The 18,952-nt window shown below is 63.2% G+C and carries 21 protein-coding genes and 1 tRNA gene; 6 read left to right on the plus strand and 16 right to left on the minus strand.

The window, feature by feature from the left end; translation table 11 throughout:
- Nucleotides 1-3: 3 nt before the first annotated feature.
- A complete protein-coding gene (locus ACED18_RS02735) occupies nt 4-819 on the minus strand; it encodes a DUF72 domain-containing protein (RefSeq protein WP_377288754.1) in 816 nt (271 codons plus the stop codon).
- Nucleotides 820-829: 10 nt separating this feature from the next.
- Nucleotides 830-3,751, minus strand: coding sequence for an excinuclease ABC subunit UvrA (gene uvrA, locus ACED18_RS02740; protein WP_377288756.1), 2,922 nt, complete (start codon nt 3,749-3,751; stop codon nt 830-832).
- A 307-nt stretch (nt 3,752-4,058) separates the two neighbouring features.
- Between uvrA and ACED18_RS02745 the strand changes: the two genes are divergently transcribed.
- The 3 genes from ACED18_RS02745 to ACED18_RS02755 all read left to right on the plus strand — a co-directional run bounded on the left by ACED18_RS02745 (nt 4,059) and on the right by ACED18_RS02755 (nt 7,807).
- Nucleotides 4,059-4,601, plus strand: coding sequence for a single-stranded DNA-binding protein (locus ACED18_RS02745; RefSeq protein WP_377288758.1), 543 nt, complete (start codon nt 4,059-4,061; stop codon nt 4,599-4,601).
- 606 nt (nt 4,602-5,207) lie between these two features.
- Entirely contained in the window at nt 5,208-6,500 is a 1,293-nt protein-coding gene (locus ACED18_RS02750; RefSeq protein ID WP_377290995.1) for a DegQ family serine endoprotease, read from the plus strand.
- Nucleotides 6,497-7,807: a replication-associated recombination protein A gene (locus ACED18_RS02755; protein ID WP_377288760.1), complete on the plus strand. Its 1,311-nt coding sequence runs from the start codon at nt 6,497-6,499 to the stop codon at nt 7,805-7,807. Before ACED18_RS02750 ends, ACED18_RS02755 begins: the two co-directional genes overlap by 4 nt.
- Nucleotides 7,808-7,834: 27 nt before the next feature.
- Here ACED18_RS02755 and ACED18_RS02760 read toward each other — a convergent pair whose 3' ends face one another.
- From ACED18_RS02760 to crcB, 4 genes are all read right to left on the minus strand, one after another.
- The gene (locus tag ACED18_RS02760; protein WP_377288762.1) at nt 7,835-8,620 is read right to left on the minus strand and encodes an ATP12 family chaperone protein; all 786 of its coding nucleotides are present in this window, start codon (nt 8,618-8,620) and stop codon (nt 7,835-7,837) included.
- Complete coding sequence (locus tag ACED18_RS02765) at nt 8,613-9,278, minus strand: HAD-IA family hydrolase (RefSeq protein ID WP_377288764.1); 666 nt, start codon at nt 9,276-9,278, stop codon at nt 8,613-8,615. Before ACED18_RS02765 ends, ACED18_RS02760 begins: the two co-directional genes overlap by 8 nt.
- Nucleotides 9,275-10,270: an RluA family pseudouridine synthase gene (locus ACED18_RS02770; protein WP_377288766.1), complete on the minus strand. Its 996-nt coding sequence runs from the start codon at nt 10,268-10,270 to the stop codon at nt 9,275-9,277. The genes ACED18_RS02765 and ACED18_RS02770 overlap by 4 nt, the downstream gene beginning before the upstream one ends.
- Before the next feature lie 73 nt (nt 10,271-10,343).
- The gene (gene crcB / locus ACED18_RS02775) at nt 10,344-10,721 is read right to left on the minus strand and encodes a fluoride efflux transporter CrcB (protein ID WP_377288768.1); all 378 of its coding nucleotides are present in this window, start codon (nt 10,719-10,721) and stop codon (nt 10,344-10,346) included.
- A gap of 172 nt (nt 10,722-10,893) precedes the next feature.
- On the opposite strand from crcB, the gene ACED18_RS02780 reads away from it, so the two are divergent.
- Complete coding sequence (locus tag ACED18_RS02780; RefSeq protein WP_377288770.1) at nt 10,894-11,214, plus strand: DUF1883 domain-containing protein; 321 nt, start codon at nt 10,894-10,896, stop codon at nt 11,212-11,214.
- Nucleotides 11,215-11,342: 128 nt separating this feature from the next.
- On the opposite strand, the gene fghA is transcribed toward ACED18_RS02780, so the two are convergent.
- From fghA to lipB, 8 genes are all read right to left on the minus strand, one after another.
- The gene (gene fghA, locus ACED18_RS02785; RefSeq protein ID WP_377288772.1) at nt 11,343-12,176 is read right to left on the minus strand and encodes an S-formylglutathione hydrolase; all 834 of its coding nucleotides are present in this window, start codon (nt 12,174-12,176) and stop codon (nt 11,343-11,345) included.
- 29 nt (nt 12,177-12,205) lie between these two features.
- On the minus strand, nt 12,206-12,871 hold the full coding sequence (locus tag ACED18_RS02790) for a DUF1345 domain-containing protein (RefSeq protein WP_377288774.1): 666 nt from the start codon (nt 12,869-12,871) through the stop codon (nt 12,206-12,208).
- A complete protein-coding gene (locus ACED18_RS02795) occupies nt 12,868-13,314 on the minus strand; it encodes a YaiI/YqxD family protein (RefSeq protein WP_377288776.1) in 447 nt (148 codons plus the stop codon). Before ACED18_RS02795 ends, ACED18_RS02790 begins: the two co-directional genes overlap by 4 nt.
- Nucleotides 13,315-13,317: 3 nt before the next feature.
- Nucleotides 13,318-13,533, minus strand: coding sequence for a type II toxin-antitoxin system RelE/ParE family toxin (locus tag ACED18_RS02800; protein WP_377288778.1), 216 nt, complete (start codon nt 13,531-13,533; stop codon nt 13,318-13,320).
- Nucleotides 13,530-13,994, minus strand: a complete 465-nt coding sequence (locus ACED18_RS02805; protein WP_377288780.1) for a GNAT family N-acetyltransferase — start codon at nt 13,992-13,994, stop codon at nt 13,530-13,532. Before ACED18_RS02805 ends, ACED18_RS02800 begins: the two co-directional genes overlap by 4 nt.
- Complete coding sequence (locus tag ACED18_RS02810; protein ID WP_377288782.1) at nt 13,991-15,118, minus strand: S-(hydroxymethyl)glutathione dehydrogenase/class III alcohol dehydrogenase; 1,128 nt, start codon at nt 15,116-15,118, stop codon at nt 13,991-13,993. Before ACED18_RS02810 ends, ACED18_RS02805 begins: the two co-directional genes overlap by 4 nt.
- A 202-nt stretch (nt 15,119-15,320) precedes the next feature.
- Nucleotides 15,321-15,764 (minus strand): helix-turn-helix domain-containing protein, encoded by a 444-nt coding sequence (locus ACED18_RS02815; RefSeq protein ID WP_377288784.1) that lies wholly within the window; start codon nt 15,762-15,764, stop codon nt 15,321-15,323.
- A gap of 179 nt (nt 15,765-15,943) precedes the next feature.
- Nucleotides 15,944-16,657 (minus strand): lipoyl(octanoyl) transferase LipB, encoded by a 714-nt coding sequence (gene lipB, locus ACED18_RS02820; protein WP_377288786.1) that lies wholly within the window; start codon nt 16,655-16,657, stop codon nt 15,944-15,946.
- 194 nt (nt 16,658-16,851) lie between these two features.
- On the opposite strand from lipB, the gene ACED18_RS02825 reads away from it, so the two are divergent.
- Nucleotides 16,852-16,936: transfer RNA gene (locus tag ACED18_RS02825), tRNA-Leu, on the plus strand.
- 155 nt (nt 16,937-17,091) lie between these two features.
- On the opposite strand, the gene ACED18_RS02830 is transcribed toward ACED18_RS02825, so the two are convergent.
- Entirely contained in the window at nt 17,092-17,739 is a 648-nt protein-coding gene (locus ACED18_RS02830) for a hypothetical protein (protein ID WP_377288788.1), read from the minus strand.
- 59 nt (nt 17,740-17,798) lie between these two features.
- A complete protein-coding gene (gene gpt, locus ACED18_RS02835; protein ID WP_377288790.1) occupies nt 17,799-18,296 on the minus strand; it encodes a xanthine phosphoribosyltransferase in 498 nt (165 codons plus the stop codon).
- 215 nt (nt 18,297-18,511) lie between these two features.
- Here gpt and ACED18_RS02840 point away from each other — a divergent pair, with 215 nt between their 5' ends.
- Nucleotides 18,512-18,898, plus strand: a complete 387-nt coding sequence (locus ACED18_RS02840) for a GFA family protein (protein ID WP_377288792.1) — start codon at nt 18,512-18,514, stop codon at nt 18,896-18,898.
- Nucleotides 18,899-18,952 lie beyond the last annotated feature (54 nt).

Genomic DNA, 18,952 nt, shown 5'->3' on the forward strand with positions numbered 1-18,952 from the left:
CGATTAAGCGTCGACCGCCCGCTGCATAACCTGCGCGCCCTCCGGCGCATTCACCTTGCCGCCCGTGATGAAGAAGGCGAAGACATCGCGCGGCTTCTGATCGGTCTTGCGGTCTGGCGCGATCAGCGGCAGATCGTCCGGAACGCCACCTGCCGCATAGGTCTTGAACCGTCCGGCCCAGCCATCGATCTCGGCCGCCGGATAGCATGTGGGCGTCTCGTCGGTACCCTTCTGCAGCCGGGCATAGACGAAATCCGCCGTCACATCCGCAAACATCGGATAGTCCTGGTGATCGGCGCAGACCGCTGCCACCCCGTACTTCGCCAGAAGATCGATGAACGCGGGCGTGCAAAAACTCTCGTGCCGCGGCTCGACCACATGGCGCAGCGGCCGCCCGTCCAGCGTCTTCGGCAGCAGCGTCAGGAAAGCCTCGAAATCCTCTGGATCGAACTTCTTCGTCGCCATGAACTGCCAGAGGATCGGGCCGAGATGGGGGCCGAGTTCGGCAATGCCCCGTCCGAGAAACTTCTCGATCGAAGGCCCGGCCTCGGCCAGCACCTTGCGATTGGTGCAGTAGCGGCTCGCCTTCAGCGAAAAGACGAAACCCTCCGGCACCTCGGAGGCCCATTTTGCAAAGGTCTCGGGCTTCTGGCTGGAATAATAGGTGCCGTTGACCTCGATGGCCGTCAGCTTGCGGCTGGCATGTTCGAGCTGCTTTTTCTTCGCAAGCTTCGGCGGGTAAAAGCTCTCGTCCCATGGCTCGAAGGTCCAGCCGCCGATGCCGGTGCGAATCGTTCCGCTGTCAGGCCGGGACGCCATGGTCGCTCTCCTATTCCGCCGCAGCGATCGTCTTCATCGGACGCCGCTCCAGAAGCTCTTTCAGGAACTGGCCCGTGTAGGAGCGCTCGACCTTCACGACCTCCTCCGGCGTACCCTCGGCGATCACCTGGCCGCCGCCATCACCTCCCTCGGGACCGAAGTCGATGATCCAGTCCGCGGTCTTGATGACCTCCAGATTATGTTCGATGACGACGACCGAATTGCCCTGGTTGACGAGTTCGTGCAGCACTTCGAGCAGCTTGGCGACATCGTGGAAATGCAGGCCCGTCGTCGGTTCATCCAGAATGTAGAGCGTGCGGCCGGTCGAGCGCTTCGACAGTTCCTTGGCAAGCTTGACGCGCTGCGCCTCGCCGCCCGACAGCGTATTGGCCTGCTGGCCGATCTTGATGTAGCCGAGACCCACCTGGTTCAGCGTCACCAGCTTGTCGCGCACGGCCGGCACGGCGGCGAAGAAATCGACGCCTTCCTCGACCGTCATGTCCAGCACGTCGGCGATCGACTTGCCCTTGAACGTCACGTCCAGCGTCTCGCGATTGTAGCGCTTGCCGTGGCAGACGTCGCAGGTGACATAGACGTCCGGCAGGAAGTGCATCTCGATCTTGATGACGCCGTCACCCTGGCAGGCCTCGCAGCGCCCGCCCTTGACGTTGAAGGAGAAGCGGCCCGGCTGGTAGCCGCGCGCCTTGGCCTCCGGCAGGCCGGCGAACCAGTCACGGATCGGCGTGAAGGCGCCCGTATAGGTGGCCGGATTCGAGCGCGGCGTGCGGCCGATCGGCGACTGGTCGATGTCGATCACCTTGTCGATATGCTCGAAACCGTCGATCCGCTCATGCTCGGCCGGCAGTTCGCGCGCGCCCATCACGCGCCGCGCCGCCGCCTTGTAGAGCGTCTCGATCAGGAAAGTCGATTTGCCGCCGCCGGACACCCCGGTCACGGCCGTAAAGACGCCGAGCGGAATGGCGGCCGTGACGGATTTGAGGTTGTTGGCGCGCGCACCGACGACCTTCAGCTCCTTCTTCTTTTTCGGCTTGCGGCGCTCGGCCGGCACCGCGACATTCAGTTCGCCCGAGAGATACTTGCCCGTGAGCGAGGCCGGGTTGGCCATGATCTCCGCCGGCGTTCCCGCGGCCACGACGCGTCCGCCATGGATGCCGGCGGCCGGACCGATATCGACCACGTAATCGGCCGTCAGGATCGCATCCTCGTCGTGTTCCACGACGATCACGGTGTTGCCGATGTCGCGCAGGTGCCGCAGCGTGTCGAGCAGGCGCGCATTGTCGCGCTGATGCAGGCCGATCGACGGCTCGTCCAGCACGTAGAGCACGCCGGTCAGCCCCGAGCCGATCTGCGAGGCGAGGCGAATGCGCTGGCTTTCGCCGCCCGACAGCGTGCCGGAATTGCGCGACAGCGAGAGATAGTCGAGGCCGACATCGTTGAGGAACCGCAGGCGGTCTCGGATTTCCTTGAGAATACGGACCGCAATCTCGTTCTGCTTGGTGTTCATGCGCTCCGGCAGCGTCTCGAACCAGTCGCGCGCCACGCGGATCGACATGGCGCAGACCTCGCCGATATGCAGCCTGTCGATCTTGACGGCCAGGGCTTCCGGCTTCAGGCGATAGCCGTTGCAGGCCGGGCAGGGGGCGGCCGACATGAAGCGCTCGATTTCCTCGCGCGCCCAGGCGCTGTCGGTCTCCTTCCAGCGCCGCTCCAGATTGGGCACGATGCCCTCGAAGGTCTTCACCGTCTTGTAGGAGCGTGCGCCATCCTTGTAGTCAAACTCGACCTTGTCCTGCGTGCCATGCAGGATCGCGTTCTGCGCGGCTTCCGTGAGATCGCTCCAGCGGCTCGAAAGCTTGAATCCATAGACCTTTCCGAGCGCTTCCAGCGTCTGGTTGTAGTAGGGCGAGGACGACTTGGCCCAAGGCGCGATCGCCCCGTCCTTCAGCGTGCGATGCGCTTCCGGAACGATCAGGTTCTCGTCGATCTTCTGCTGGCTCCCGAGACCGTCGCAGGTCGGGCAGGCGCCGAAGGGATTGTTGAAGGAAAACAGCCGCGGCTCGATTTCCGGGATGGTGAAACCGGAGACAGGGCAGGCGAATTTTTCCGAGAACAGGACCCGCTCATGCGTCTCGTTCAGCGACTTGTTGGCAGAACCGCCGGCCGAGGTTTCCTCCGGCGGCAGTGGCTTGTCGGCAAATTCGGCCACCGCGAGACCATCGGCAAGCTTCAGGCAGGTCTCCAGACTGTCGGCAAGGCGGGCGGCGAGATCCGGCCGAACAACGACACGGTCAACGACCACGTCGATATCGTGCTTGTACTTCTTGTCGAGCGCCGGAGCCTCGGCGATTTCATAGAACTGCCCGTCGATCTTGACGCGCTGGAAGCCCTTCTTCATGAGCTCGGCAAGTTCCTTCTTGTACTCGCCCTTGCGGCCACGCACCATCGGCGCAAGGATGTAAAGCCTTGTTCCCTCGCCGAAATCCAGAATGCGGTCCACCATCTGGCTGACCGTCTGGCTCTCGATCGGCAGGCCCGTCGCCGGCGAATAGGGCACGCCCACGCGCGCGAACAGAAGGCGCATGTAGTCGTAGATTTCCGTGACCGTACCGACCGTGGAACGCGGGTTCTTCGATGTCGTCTTCTGCTCGATGGAGATCGCCGGCGACAGGCCGTCGATCTGGTCGACATCCGGCTTCTGCATCATTTCCAGGAACTGGCGCGCATAGGCCGAGAGGCTTTCGACATAGCGCCGCTGCCCCTCGGCATAGATCGTGTCGAAGGCAAGCGAGGATTTTCCCGAGCCGGAAAGGCCGGTCATCACGATCAGCTTGTTGCGCGGCAGATCGAGATCGACACCCTTGAGATTGTGCTCGCGGGCGCCGCGAATGGAAATGGTCTTCAGTTCGCTCATGATATCCAGCGTCGGTTTCGGCAGTCCCTCATGTAGGGTTTCTGCCGCGCCTGTCCATCGGGCATGGGGTCATCTGGGGAGGAATGTCGCCTATCCGTGCCCGTTTCCGATTCGGTTGACAAGAGAATAGGGGATGTTTAGAACAAAAAAAGAACAAATTATCCGGCGCCGGGGATTATTGCTGTGGATTGACCCCTGAGGCAGGGTTGCGCGGGTGACCGTGCGGCGGCCGGATGTCTATGATGGCGCCAATTTCGGCGGGCGGCCGGCAGGTGTTCCGGCGCGCCCCTCAACAGGGACGAAGAGTATGGCTGGTAGCGTCAACAAGGTAATTCTGGTCGGAAATGTCGGGGCAGACCCGGAAATCCGCCGCACGCAGGATGGCCGCCCGATCGCCAACCTGCGCATCGCCACCTCCGAGAGCTGGCGCGACCGCAATTCCGGCGAACGTCGCGAGAAGACCGAATGGCACACCGTCGTCGTCTTCAATGAAGGCCTCTGCAAGGTGGTCGAGCAATACGTCAAGAAGGGCGCCAAGCTCTATATCGAAGGCGCGCTGCAGACCCGCAAGTGGCAGGATCAGAACGGCAATGACCGCTATTCTACTGAAGTGGTGCTGCAGGGCTTCAACTCGACGCTGACCATGCTGGATGGTCGTGGCGAAGGCGGCGGCGACCGCCGCATGTCCGGCGGCGGCAACGACTATGGCGGCTCCTCCTTCGGGTCTGGCCCCTCCTATGACGATTACGATCGCCCGCAGTCCTCCGGTGCCAGCGCCGGCAGCGGCCGCCAGTCCTCCTCCGGCGCCAGCAATTTCTCGCGCGACATGGATGACGACATCCCGTTCTGAGGCGGCGGGAACCTGACGCATGTCGCCTGAAAGTGTGCCGCGGTTTCAGGAAAAGACATGCAAAAACAGAATTTTACAGCATGACGCGTGAAGCCCGTATCAGGCGGCTTGTTGTAGTGTTCTTGGCAGGCCCGGGTGCCGGCTGGGCTTGCTGTGAGGCGGAGTGAGCGGCGTCGGCTTGTCACGGATGCCGTGTGTTCTGACTGCGGGGCGCGGCCATGGACGCTTGCGGCGGTCTGAACCGCGCGCCGGGTATATCGGGCGATACGGGTGCTGCCGACCGGATGAAGGACGGCGGTCCGGCGCAGCGCTAGCAGGCCGGCCGGCTGTTAAATCCGCAATTCTTTCCGTCTTTTAACTTTGCTTGCCCGATCCGCCATCCTATTTCTGGCATCCGGACCCCATCGTTTCAGGATCGCTTCAATGCCATTCTTCAGGACCTTCTCGCCGCGTTCCCTTCTGTACGGTCTGGCCTGTGCCGGCCTTTTCGGCATCGGCGTGGCCGGTACGGCGCTTGTCGCCGAACGGCTGGACCTGCTTCCGGGCGCGGCCGTTGCGCAGACGACAGGCGCCGAGACCAAGCGGCTGCCGGCCGATCGCGCCGAAATGCAGATGTCCTTTGCGCCGCTGGTGAAGCAGACGGCCAATGCGGTGGTCAACGTCTATGCCGAGCGCATGGTGCAGCAGCGCTCGCCCTTTGACGGCGACCCCTTCTTCGAGCAGTTCTTCGGCCAGCGCATGCCGAACCGCACCGAGAAACAGTCCTCGCTCGGTTCCGGTGTCATCGTCGGCGCCAATGGCATCGTGGTCACCAACAATCACGTGATCGAGGGCGCGGATGACATCAAGGTCGCGCTCGCCGATGGCCGCGAATTCGCCAGCACCGTCGTGATGAAGGATGACCGCCTCGACCTCGCCGTCCTCAAGATCAAGTCGGATACGAAATTCGACACGATCCCGATCGGCGACAGCGATGCCGTCGAGGTCGGGGATCTCGTTCTCGCCATCGGCAATCCCTTCGGCGTCGGCCAGACGGTCACGAGCGGCATCGTCTCGGCGCTCGCCCGCAATCAGGTCGTCTCCGGCGACTTCGGCTTTTTCATCCAGACGGATGCGGCGATCAATCCGGGCAATTCAGGCGGCGCGCTGATCGACATGAAAGGCCAGCTCATCGGCATCAATACCGCGATCTTCTCGCGCGGCGGCGGCTCGAACGGTGTTGGTTTCGCCATTCCCGCCAATCTCGTGCGCTCCTTCGTGACCTCGGCGGAAGGCGGCAGCCCGAGCTTCGTGCGGCCCTATATCGGCGCGAGTTTCGAGCCTGTGACGTCCGAAGTCGCCGAAGCGCTTGGCCTTGACCGCGCGCGCGGAGCGCTGGTCACGGCCGTGGTCGCGGGCGGGCCGGCGGAGAAGGCGGGCCTGAAGCCGGGACAGGTGATCACCGCCGTCAACGGCATCGCCGTCGAGCATCCCGATGCACTCGGCTATCGCCTGACCACCGTGGGCATCGGCCATGACGCAAAGCTGACCGTGAGCGAGAATGGCCGCGCCCGCGAGGTGACGCTGGCGCTCGCCGCCGCACCGGAGACCACGCCGCGCGATGAACGCCTGATCGAGGGGCGCAATCCCTTCTCCGGCGCCGTTGTCGCCAATCTTTCGCCGCGCCTTGCCGACGACTTGCGGCTTGGGAACACGACGGAGGGCGTCGTGATTGTCGAGGTGAAGCGCGGCTCTCCCGCCGCCCGGATCGGCCTGCAGCCCAAGGATATCGTCGTTGCCGTCAACGGACAGCAGATCGACAAGTCGAAGACGCTCGAAACGGCCGTCGCCGCCGACCCCGCCTTCTGGCGCGTGGAAATTCTGCGCGACGGCCAGCTCATCCGGCAGTTCTTCCGATGAGCGATCTCTTCGCGCAGGGCGCTCCTGACACTGTTCTGGAGAAACGGCCGCTGGCAGACCGCCTGCGGCCGAAATCGCTGGATGAGGTCAGCGGTCAGGCGCATCTGACCGGGCCGGACGGCGTGCTCCGGCGCATGATCGAGTCGGGTTCTCTCGGCTCGATGATCTTCTGGGGGCCGCCCGGCACCGGAAAGACGACGGTGGCGCGCCTGCTGTCCGGCGAGGCGGGACTGGCCTTCGAGCAGATCTCGGCGATCTTTTCCGGCGTGGCCGACCTCAAGAAGGTCTTCGAGGCAGCCCGCGCCCGGCGCATGTCCGGCCGCCAGACGCTGCTTTTCGTGGACGAGATCCATCGCTTCAACCGCGCCCAGCAGGACAGTTTCCTGCCCGTGATGGAAGACGGCACCGTCATTCTCGTCGGCGCCACGACGGAAAATCCGTCCTTCGAGCTCAACGCCGCTCTTCTGTCGCGCGCCCGCATGCTCACCTTCCGCTCCCATGACGAGGCGAGCCTGACGGAGCTTCTGGCGCGCGCCGAGACGGTGGAGGGCAGGGCGCTTCCGCTGGATGAGGAAGCGCGCGCCAGCCTGATCCGCATGGCAGATGGTGACGGGCGCGCCGTGCTGACGCTTGCCGAGGAGGTGTGGCGCGCCGCGCGGTCGGGCGAAATCTTCGATGCCGCAGCGCTTCAGGAGGTCGTGCAGCGGCGCGCGCCGGTCTATGACAAGGCGCAAGACGGCCATTACAATCTGATTTCCGCACTCCACAAGTCGATCCGCGGCTCGGACCCGGACGCAGCCCTCTATTATCTCTGCCGCATGTTCGATGCGGGCGAGGACCCGCTCTTCCTGGGTCGGCGGTTGGTGCGCATGGCGGTGGAGGATATCGGCCTTGCCGATCCGCAGGCGCTCGTCGTCGCCAATGCCGCCAAGGATGCCTATGACTTCCTCGGCTCGCCGGAGGGCGAATTGGCGCTCGCCAATGCCTGCGTCTATCTCGCCACGGCGCCGAAATCGAACGGCGTCTACGTCGCCTACAAGGCCGCGATGCGGGCGGCGAAGGAAAACGGCTCGCTCCTGCCGCCCAAGCACATCCTGAATGCGCCGACGAAGCTCATGAAGGGCGAGGGCTATGGTGACGGCTATCGCTATGACCACGACCAGCCCGATGCCTTTTCCGGGCAGAATTACTTCCCGGAAAAGATGGGTCGGCAGCAGTTCTACGATCCGCCGGAGCGCGGTTTCGAACGCGAAATTCGCAAGCGCCTCGACTGGTGGTCGAAGCTGCGGCGCGAGCGGGGCGGCTGATCCGCCCCCCGCATCTGGTTCTCCGGCTTATCGCAGGGAATCGAGCGTGCGCACGGCCGCGTCAAACTCGATGCGGCGGCGTTCACGCCGCACCTTCGCCTCGAAATCCTCGCCCCATTGCGAGATCTGCCAGTCCTCGTCCACATGCGCTGCCGCCCAGACCTCGTCCGGCGTGCGGAACCGTTCGGCAAAGGCAATGGCGAGAATGGCGGAGCCGGTTAGGCTCGTCACCGTATGCAGGCAGGTCAGGCCCAGCGGGGTCGCGTAGCTGCGCAGCAGTTCCGCATAGCCGTTGATGGCCGCACGCGGTTGTTCCGCATGCATGATGCCGGAGACGGTCACGAAAGGCGCGCCGCCCGCCACCGCCATCCATTCGAGGATCGGATCCCAGCTATCCTTCTGCCGGATGACTAGCCCTTCCGGCCGGTCGGCGCGGTAGCAGAGCATGTCCGTTCCGGCAAAGCGCAGGATTTCGTCGAACACGGCGCGGTGCTCGCGCGACACGCCGTCGATGGCGGTGTTGACAAGGCGGGTTACCGGCATCGTATCCGGTTCGATTGTCTCGCCCTGCGCATCCCATTCGTCGCGCAAAAGCGCGCCCAGCGCCTCCGTCGGCACCGTCAGCGTGTTCTTCGCCGGCGTCTTCAGGCTGCGGCCATCCAGCAGCACTGCATAACCGCCGCTCTCCGCCTTGCCGATGGTTACCTGCTTGTAGAAGCGCTTGGTGGCCGGCTTCTGCATCTGGATCTGCGCCCGGCGCACCGGGTCGGCGTCCGTCAGCATGCCGTTCAGGTCGTCGCGAAAATCAGACATTGTTCTCTTCCAGCCAGTCAACGATCTCGTGCGGCGTGCGCACGATGTGGCGCGCTCCGGCATCGGCGAGATCGGAAACGCTTGCGTAACCCCAGGAGACCCCGATCGGAATCGCTCCGGCATTGATCGCCATCCGCATATCGTAAACGCTGTCGCCGATGACAATGGTGCGCGCCGCATCGATGCCCGCTTCCGCGCAGCATTCCGTCACCATGGCCGGATGCGGCTTGGAGGGGCAGTCGTCAGCCGTGCGCGAGACGAAGAAGGTCTTGCCGAAGCCGTGTGCCTCGGAGATCAGGTTCAGGCCGCGCCGCGACTTGCCGGTGACGGCGCCGAGAAGCAGGGCCTCGTCGGCCTCGAGCGTCGCCATCATCGTGTCGATGCCGGCAAACAGCGGCTCCTGGAAGCCGGCTTCGGCCCGCACGCCGCCATAGATGTCCTTGTAATGCTGTGTCATGGCCAGCACCTCGTCGTCCACATGCGTTCGACCCGCGACCCGCGCGATGGCGATGTCGAGCGTGAGCCCGATGATCGCCTTCGTCGCTGCATAATCCGGCTCCGGCAGGCCGTAGCTCAGGAAGGTCCGGCGCATGACCTCGTGGATCAGCCGGCCGCTGTCCACCAGCGTGCCGTCGCAATCGAAAAGCACCAGCCTCATTCGCCCGCGATCTCCCCGTTGCTTTCGTCGAAGCCGATGAGGTTGAAGCTCTGCACCATGTGCTGCGGCATCGGCGCGCTGACGCGCAGGCGCCCGCCGGACGGGTGGGGAATATCGATATGGCGGGCGTGAAGGTGCAGGCGATTCTGCATGCCGCCCGGAAAACTCCAGTTGATATCGGCCTCGAAATATTTGGGATCGCCGAGGATCGGATGACCGATATGGGCGGCGTGGACGCGCAGCTGGTGCGTCCGGCCCGTATAGGGCTCCATCTCCAGCCAGCAGAGATTCTGCCCGGCCTGCTCGAGGATGCGATAGTAGGAGACCGCGTGGTCGGCGCCGTCCTCGCCATGCTTGGCGATCCGCATGCGGTCGCCGTCGGGCGTCTGCTCCTTGACGAGCCAGGTGGAGATGCGGTCCTCGCGCTTGCGCGGCACGCCCTTCACGATCGCCCAGTAGGTCTTCTTCGTGTCGCGCTCGCGGAAGGCGGCCGTCAGCTTCTGCGCTGCGCCGCGGGTCCGGGCAATCACCAGGACGCCGGATGTGTCACGGTCGAGGCGATGCACCAGACGCGGCTTCTCGCCCCTCTGGTTGGTCCAGGCCTCCAGCATCTTGTCGATGTGCCGGCTGACGCCCGAGCCGCCCTGTACGGCAAGGCCCGGCGGCTTGTTGAGCACGATCACCTTGTCGTCTTCATGCAGGAGCATGCGCGACAAAAGCTCTCCATCCTCAGAATGGCGCAGATCCTTCGCGCCGATCGGCCCGGTCTTCTGGTCCTTGCCATCGACGCCGAGCGGCGGGACGCGCACGGTCTGGCCCGGCTCGACGCGGCTGTCGGATTTCACGCGGCCGCCATCGACACGGATCTGGCCGGACCGCAACAGCTTCTGAAGCGCGCCGAAGCCGAGTCCGGGATAGTGGACCTTGAACCAGCGATCGACGCGCATTCCGGCCTCGTCCGGTTCCACGGTCCTGTGCTCGATGCCTGCCATGTCTCTTCCTTCTGTCGGTGCGGCCGATGGGCGATGCTGAAAGCAGCGTTCACCTGCCGTCTTTGGCCTGTTCCTACAGAATGGCCCGCATCAGGGCCAGCCCCGCGACAACGCCACCGATGGAAAAACCGACGCTGGTCGCCACATAGATGGCCGCCGTCAGGGCCTGTCCGCGTTCGAAGAGCGTGACGGCGTCCAGCGAGAAGGCTGAAAATGTCGTAAAGCCGCCGAGGCATCCCGTGATGAGGAAAAGGCGCGCCTCCTGCGGAGCCTCGGCGCGAAGCGCGAAAACGCCGGCGATCACGCCGATCAGCAGTCCGCCAACCAGGTTGACGGCCAGCGTGCCCCACGGAAAATCCGGCCCGAAGCTTCGAAGCGTGGCCACGCCAACAAGATAGCGCAGAACAGACCCGATGGCGCCGCCCAGGGCGACAAGGGTGATATTGAGCATGGTCAGTCCTCACAGTGCGTTGATTTGTAAAACATGGCGCGGATGAAAAGCTTTTTTAAGTTCCAGTGCGCTAATATGCAGTCGATCTTGAGAACAGGCGTGTTGAGCAGTCTGGCGAAGCTGAAAGTCTGTCGTCGGCTGTGCAAAACGCTTCTCTGTCGCGCAATCTGAGATGGCATGGACGATGCAGGCTTTCAATTTCACCCACTATGATCTCCGCGAGCAGCGTGCCGGCACCATTGTCGAAGTCACGCTTTCGGCCGTGGCCAATGTCCGCCTGATGACGGACCAGAATCTGAAGCTTTACAAGCAGGTTCTCAAGCACCAGTTCGTAGGCGGCGTTGCCAAGAAGTCGCCTTTGCGTCTCGTCGTGCCTGCATCGGGCCACTGGCACCTGATTGTGGACATGCAGGGGCTGCATGGCCTCGCGCAATCAAGCATCCGCGTCCTCGATCCGCAGACGTCACAGGCAGTCAACATTGCCCGCACGTAACGCGTCGCAGCAACCACATCGTCTGGCAGCGGCTGCTCCGGGTTGGTTGGCATTTATGGCTGAAGCTTCCTGGCGGATAGGGAAGAATGCCATACGCATTCCTCCTCTCCGCCAAAATGCGTTTCCGGTTATCCGAGACGTTCCGCGTGCCAGCGAAGGTGATCGTCCATGAAAGTGGAAATGAAGTAATAGGAATGGTCGTAGCGCTCGTGCATGCGCAGCGTGAGGCCGATCCCCGTATCCTTCACCGCCGTCTCGAAGAGCCAGGGCCGCAGGCCCGTTTCCAGAAAGCCGTCAGCCTTGCCCTGATCGATCAGGAATTCCGGAAAACGGGCACCATCTTCCACGAGGGCGCAGGCATCATAGGCTCGCCACGCCGATGCGTCCTCGCCGAGATAGCTGGTAAGCGCGCCGATCGACCAGTCTGCGGTCGAAGGCTGGACGATGGGCGCGAAGGCAGAGCAGCTTTTGAAGCGATCCGGATTTTTCAGCGCGATCGTCATGGCGCCATGCCCACCCATGGAATGCCCGAAAATGCCCTGGCGGGCGGGATCGGCGCGGAACTGTTCGAAGATCAGCTTCGGAAGTTCCTCGGTGATGTAGCTGTACATGCGGTAGTGCTGCGACCAGGGCGCCTCGGTCGCATCAACGTAGAAGCCGGCCCCCTTGCCCTTCTGCCAGTTGGTCAGTTCGTCTGCCACATCATTGCCGCGCGGGCTCGTGTCGGGGCAGACGATGATCAGCCCAAGCTCGGCGGCCAGCCGGCGATATTCGCCTTTTTCCATCACGTTGGCATGGGTGCAGGTGAGGCCCGAAAGATACCAGAGCACCGGGCGCGGCTCGGCGATCGCCTGCGGCGGCACGAAGACGGCAAAGGTCATCTCGCAGTTGCAGGCCTCGGAATCATGGGCAAACACGCCCTGCATGCCGCCAAAGGCGGTGTTCTGGGAGATGATCTTCATCGGAATTCCTTTCTGACTTTCCTGCCAGCCTATTGCGCGAGATTGATGACTGCATTCACGGATGCGGCGATCAGCACGGTATTGAAGAAGAATGACACGACGGCATGCAGGAGGTTCAGCTGCCGCATGGCCGTGGTGGTGATCGCGACGTCGGATGTCTGGGCCGTCATCCCGATCACGAAGGAGAAATAGAGAAATTCGGTAGCGCCGGGCGGCGCTTCACCCGGAAAGTCCAGCCCGCCGGATACGGGACGCTCACCGGCCTTGCTCTTTGTCCCGAGCGTCGATGGCATCCAGTAGAGATGGGCATAGTGGAGCGCCGTCATAGTGTGGATCGTCAGCCATCCGAGAATGACGGCGACGAAGGCCATCAGCGTTTCCAGCCCGCGGCCGGCGCCCTTGTCGTTCAGCGCGAGAAACAGCGACACGATGGCAACGACGACGGCAACCAGCGTGACCAGCAGGATCACACCGGCCGGCGGGTCGTTCTGGGCCGCCCGGTGTTTCAGATAGTCGGCCGTCAGTCGTGGAATGCGGATCCCCGTGATGACGAGATAGGCCGCGAAGAAGGCGAGGGCAGGCGTCTCGCCAAGGAAACGCGGCGCAAGAAGCCCCGTGACGATAGCCGTCAGCAGGGCCGCGACAAGGCCTGTGCAGAAGGCGGCATAACGCCGGTCTTTCCAGGATCTCTTCACGCCTTGATCCTCCGGCACAGCCGTTCGAGCGTCTCCAGAAAGGCCGAGCGGTCGCGTGCCGAGAAGGCGGCGTTGTAGCCCTTGCTCTCTCCCGTTTCCCGCAGATGTGCACCAAGGTCGCGCATCGCCGTCGCCATGCCGATATTCGTCGTGTCGAACACGCGCCCCGTCGGCCCCGTCACCAGCGCTCCCGTCGCCACGCAGCGGCCGGCAAGCGGAACATCCGCCGTGACAACGATGTCGCCCGTACCTGCGCGTTCGGCAATCCAGTCATCGGCAGCATCGAAGGCCCCGGATACGATCACGTTCTTCACCATCGGATCGCGCGATGGGCGCAGGCCGGAATTGGCGACGAAGGTCACCGGCAGGCCGTGCCGCTCGGCGACCTTGAGGATTTCCGGCTTCACCGGACAGGCATCGGCATCGACATAGATTTCGGGCATGGGTCAATCGTCAAAAAAGCTGGGGTAGTCCCGCGCTGCGTGCAAAAGACGGATGAGTTCGATGCCGTCGCCGGTCTCGATCGGGCGGTAGATAATCAGATAGCGTCGAAACGAAAAGAGGCGAATGTCCGGGTCGTTGCCAAGGCGCACCGTTGAGGAGTGGCTGTTCAGCGAGCATGCACGCATCGTTCCAACCGCGCCACCAGCCGGCGAGGTCATGTTTGGAACGCCCGCACCATGTCCACATGCGCAATGCCATCCTCGAGGTATTCCTGCGAAACCGGCTCGAAGCCGAGAGCGCGATAGAAGGTGAGCAGATAGCTCTGGGCGGAAATCTCGATCGCGTGGCCCGCAAAGCGGCGCTCGCATTCCGCGATCGCCGCCTTCATCAGTGCTTCACCCAGTCTTTGGCCACGATGGTCGGTGGACACCGCAACACGGCCGATGCGCGCGCCTCGTCCGCCCGCCGGCGCAAACAGCCGCGCGCAGGCGATAGGCGTTCCAGCGGAGAGGAGCCGCAGGTGCAGCGCGTCAATGTCCTTGCCGTCGAGTTCCGGATAGACGCAGGCCTGCTCGACCACGAAGACATCGACCCTGAGCCTCAGCATGGCGTAGAGATCGACGGCGGAGAAGTCTTCCAGTCTCCGCACGTCGATCTCGTAGGGCTCGGCGAGCGTCAATAGACGACCACGCTGCGGATCGATTCACCCGCATGCATGAGATCGAAGCCCTTGTTGATGTCCTCGAGCGGCAGAAGGTGGGTAATCATCGGATCGATCTCGATCTTGCCCTCCATGTACCAGTCGACGATCTTCGGCACATCGGTGCGGCCACGTGCGCCGCCAAACGCCGTGCCCATCCAGGTACGGCCGGTGACGAGCTGGAACGGACGCGTGGAAATTTCCTGGCCCGCACCGGCAACGCCGATAATCACCGACTTGCCCCAGCCGCGATGCGAGGCTTCGAGCGCCTGGCGCATCACCTTGGTGTTGCCCGTGCAGTCGAATGTATAGTCGGCACCGCCGATCTGGTCGGCTCCGCGCTTCGTCATGTTGACGAGATAGGGCACGATGTCGCCATCCACTTCCTTGGGGTTGACGAAATGCGTCATGCCGAAGCGTTCGCCCCAGGCCTTCTTCTCGTTGTTCAGATCGACCCCGATGATCATGTCGGCGCCGGCGAGGCGCAGGCCCTGGATGACGTTGAGGCCGATACCGCCGAGGCCGAAAACGATGGCGGTCGCGCCGATCTCCACCTTGGCCGTGTTGATGACGGCCCCGATGCCGGTGGTCACGCCGCAGCCGATGTAGCAGATCTTGTCGAAAGGCGCGTCGGGATTGACCTTGGCGAGCGCGATCTCCGGCAGCACCGTGTAGTTGGCAAAGGTGGAGCAGCCCATGTAGTGGAAGATCTTGTCCTTGCCGATCGAGAAGCGCGACGTGCCGTCGGGCATCAGGCCCTGGCCCTGCGTGGCGCGGATGGCGGTGCACAGATTGGTCTTGCGCGACAGGCAGGACGGGCAGGAGCGGCATTCCGGCGTGTAGAGCGGAATGACATGGTCGCCCTTTTTCAGCGAGGTCACGCCGGGACCGACATCGACCACCACGCCAGCACCCTCATGGCCGAGAATCGCCGGGAAAAGGCCTTCCGGATCGGCGCCCGAAAGCGTGAACTCGTCCGTGTGGCAAATGCCAGTGGCCTTCACCTCGACCAGCACTTCCCCGGCGCGCGGGCCCTCCAACTGGACCGTCATGACTTCGAGTGGCTTTCCCGCCTGCACGGCAACGGCTGCACGCACGTCCATGGATGAACTCCCTTGCTGTCGAACCCGCCCCGCATGTCGGGCAGATCGTTCTTGGTTCGCTATTCAATGTGATTCGGTCTGGAAGGGTGCGTCAACCGCCCCAATCAGGCCATCGGTGGTGGACTCTGCATAGGCAGCGGCGCTTCTCAAGCAAAAACTGAAAGGGTTTTGACCCCGGGCCACGAAGCCGAAGTCTCCCCGGTCAGAGCGGCTGTGATCGGGGGGCGTCGAGCCGGGCCAGCCGTTCTTCCATGACCCGGATAGCTGCGCCGAGCGCCGCATGTTGCCGCTTCAGCCGCTCAAGGTCACGCTTCAAGGCTGGGATTGCTGCGGCCTCGCTATAGGCCTCGTGGTCTGGATCGCTGATATCTGCATCGGGCACGTCCGGCCCCATCCCAACCCCCGCAATCAGCCAGGCGGGGGAAACGCCAAGCACGCCGGCGAGCTGGAAAAGGCTCCTGGTCTGTGGTTCGTCACGATCCGCCTCCCATGAGGCGATCAGGGGTTCGGGTAGTCCCATCCGCTCCGCAAGCGCATCCTGCGAAAGATCCACGGCATCGCGCGCCCGCCAGATCCGTCCACCAAGCGTATCGTCCTGCCCCCGGGCTTTCAGCCGCCCGAGCATCGTCTCAGCCGACATCCGCATGCGCGTGTCTCCTCTGATCGTCGCGATTTGCCGGACCGTTGCGAACCATGCGCACTGTCCGGCAGCGTTTCAACCATAGGCCAAGGCGGGGAAGGAGGGCAGGGCCATCAGCGCCATTCAGCACGTCAATCACGCCGCATTCCGGCGATATGGCGTGAGCATCCGCCTCGCTGCGCCTGTCATTCAGACTGCGTCGGCCCGAAAACAGTCTCAAAGGCGGCCCGGATGCGGATGTCCACATCCGGCATCATCACCGGCAATCCCAGATCCACAAGGCTTGTGACACCGAACTCCCGGATGCCGCAGGGCACGATCCCGGAAAAATGCGTAAGGTCCGGATCGACATTCAACGAAAAGCCGTGAAAGCTGACCCAGCGGCGCAGGCGAATGCCGATGGCCGCGATCTTGTCTTCCGCCATGCGCCCGTCGGGAAGTGGAGGCTTTTCCGGCCGGCGAACCCAGACGCCGACCCGGTCCTCGCGCCGTTCTCCGGTCACATTCATCGCCGCAAGCGTCTCGATCACGACAGCCTCCAGCGCCGCCACGAAGGCGCGCACGTCCTGCTGGCGCCGCTTGAGGTCCAGCATGACATAGACCACGCGTTGACCCGGACCGTGATAGGTATACTCCCCGCCGCGCCCGGTCTGGAACACGGGAAAGCGATCGGGGGAGACGAGATCGCCCGGCTCCGCGCTCGTGCCGGCCGTATAGAGAGGCGGATGCTCGACAAGCCAGACAAGTTCGTCCGCCCGTCCGGCGGCAATCTCGGCCACCGTCGCCTCCATGGTCGCCACCGCCTCGTCATAGGCCACGAGACCGGGCGCAATCCGCCAGCGCGCGGCCGGCGAGCCCTTTGCCGGCCACATCGATCGGATGATCTCGTCTCTCTGCATGTCGCTGAACTTCCTGTCGTTTTATCCATAGATGGCGTCTTGCGGTGGCCCTGTAAAGCCGCGTCGCCGGCATGGCGCATCGAGCCCGCCGAGAGTTTTTCACAGGCCCGTGTTTTTCTCCTGTGACGCTCTTGTGTCGCCCGATTCCTTTTGCTACATGCTCGCTCGCCGGCGCAAGTCGGACCTACCACGATGCGGTCGTGGCGGAATTGGTAGACGCGCAGCGTTGAGGTCGCTGTGGGGCAACCCGTGGAAGTTCGAGTCTTCTCGACCGCACCAAGAACCCGGCTTCGGCCGGGTTTTTCTTTTTCCGGACAAGGCTTTGGGCTCTGCTGCGTGGTGCTTGCTCGATTGCCGCGTGTGTCCGTCGCTCGATGCTGCTGCCCGCACTTCGGCGGGGATATGATCAGGCGACGATTGCTCGTCGCAGACCGTCACAAGGCCTCGATATTGACGCCGACGACGAGCACGCCGATACGCTGGCCGCTTTGGGGATCGGTAATGACGAGGCTGACCTGGCTTTGGTTGACGAGCGCGGAATCATCCCGATCGACCGGCGCAATGAAGCAGTCCGACCGGTTCGCGCCGAAGATTTCCGACCATTTCGGCTCATCGGCCTGCCAGAAATCGGAGGTTGGCTCGGTGCTCGCACAGATGAACCCCGGTCGCCCGATGACGAACAGCTCGGTGACGACCCCGACATTGTCGGACTGGAAGTCCCGAAGAATCTTCGCAAGCGGAGAATTCAGCACGCTGTCCAGAAGAGGCCCGCGACCCAGCGCAATCTCGCTGGCCCACTGATTGTCGAGTTCCAGAAGCTGCGGCCGCGAAAGCATCCCCTGGGATGCGTTACACGCCTTTACGAGATCAGCCATTCGAGACGTATCGCGCCACGGAATGACATGCGCATCAACAAAGGCCTGGATATGCGTCATGTAATAGGGACGGGCCTGAACGGTGGACGTCAGGCAAAGCCCGGCACCGGCTAGAAGCGCGACAGCGCCGCGCCGCGTAAAGGTGATCATGCAATCCCCGTGGTGCCGTTCAAACGTCAATTTAACGTAACGCAAAACGCCCGTCATTCAAGACGGTTGTTTCAAAACGGCACGAACCCGCAAGCGTTGCGCCTGGCGGAGGCGCTTCAGCCCCGCGAGCCCTTGGCGATCGGCTCCTGATAGGTAAAGCCCATGTCCCAGGGGAAATAGATCCAGGTATCCTGGCTTACTTCCGTGACAAACGTGTCGATAAGGGGCCGTCCCTTGGGCTTGGCATAGACCGCTGCATAATGGGCCTCGGGCAGGATCTCCCGCACCTTCGCCACGGTCTTGCCCGTGTCGGTCAGGTCGTCGATGACAAGCACACCCTTGCCGCCATCGGCCTTCAACTCCTCCGCAATGCCCTTCAGCACCACCATGTCGCCCTGCGACGTATAGTCATGGTAGGAAGCAACGCAGACCGTCTCGATCAGCCGGATGTTCAGCTCCCGGCAGATGATCGCCGCCGGGACGAGGCCACCGCGCGTGATGCACACGATCGATTTCCACGCCTGCACATTATCGGCAAGCCGCCAGGCCAGCGCGCGCGCATCCCTGTGAAACTGGTCCCAGGAAACGGGAAAGGCTTTTTCGGGAAGGGACATGGTCGTCTCCGTATGGTCGTTGTCTCATTTGAAAATCCGAAGGGACATTTGATCCCCTTTGTGGAGATGGATAGCGTGCCCTTCGTGAAACGCAAGAGAGCGGTTGTGTCTCTCTGTCCAGCAGTTGTCCGCATGAATCGAAACGAAATGGATACGCGGCAGGCCGGAAGACCGTGCCGAATACCGCCGCTCCATGACTGTCAGGGTCGAACAGAATGAGCGCAGATCAAAACTCCGGCGGCTGCCTCTGCGGACGCATTCGGTTTTCGGTGAGTGGAAAGCCGCGCCGCGTCGGCATCTGTCATTGCCTGGACTGCCGCAAGCACCACGGCGCTCTGTTCTTCGCCGCCGCCATATTCCCGCGCTCTGCTGCGGAAATTGATGGCGAGCCAAAAGTCTTTCGGGGCCGAAACTTCTGCCCCGACTGCGGCTCGTCTGTCTTCGCCCTGACCGACGCCGAGATCGAGGTCCATCTCGGCGCTTTCGACAACCCTGGTCTCTTTACCCCAACCTACGAACTCTGGACGATCCGGCGCGAGAGCTTTTTGCCGAAATTCTCGGAAGTGAAGAGCTACGAACGGGATCGGGACGCGGACGACTGAACAGGATGACGGCCGACAAATGGATATCGGTCTTAAAATAAACGCCCGCCGACA

It is taken from the genome of Rhizobium sp. SG2393, from assembly GCF_042610495.1.
Classification (GTDB): domain Bacteria; phylum Pseudomonadota; class Alphaproteobacteria; order Rhizobiales; family Rhizobiaceae; genus RU20A.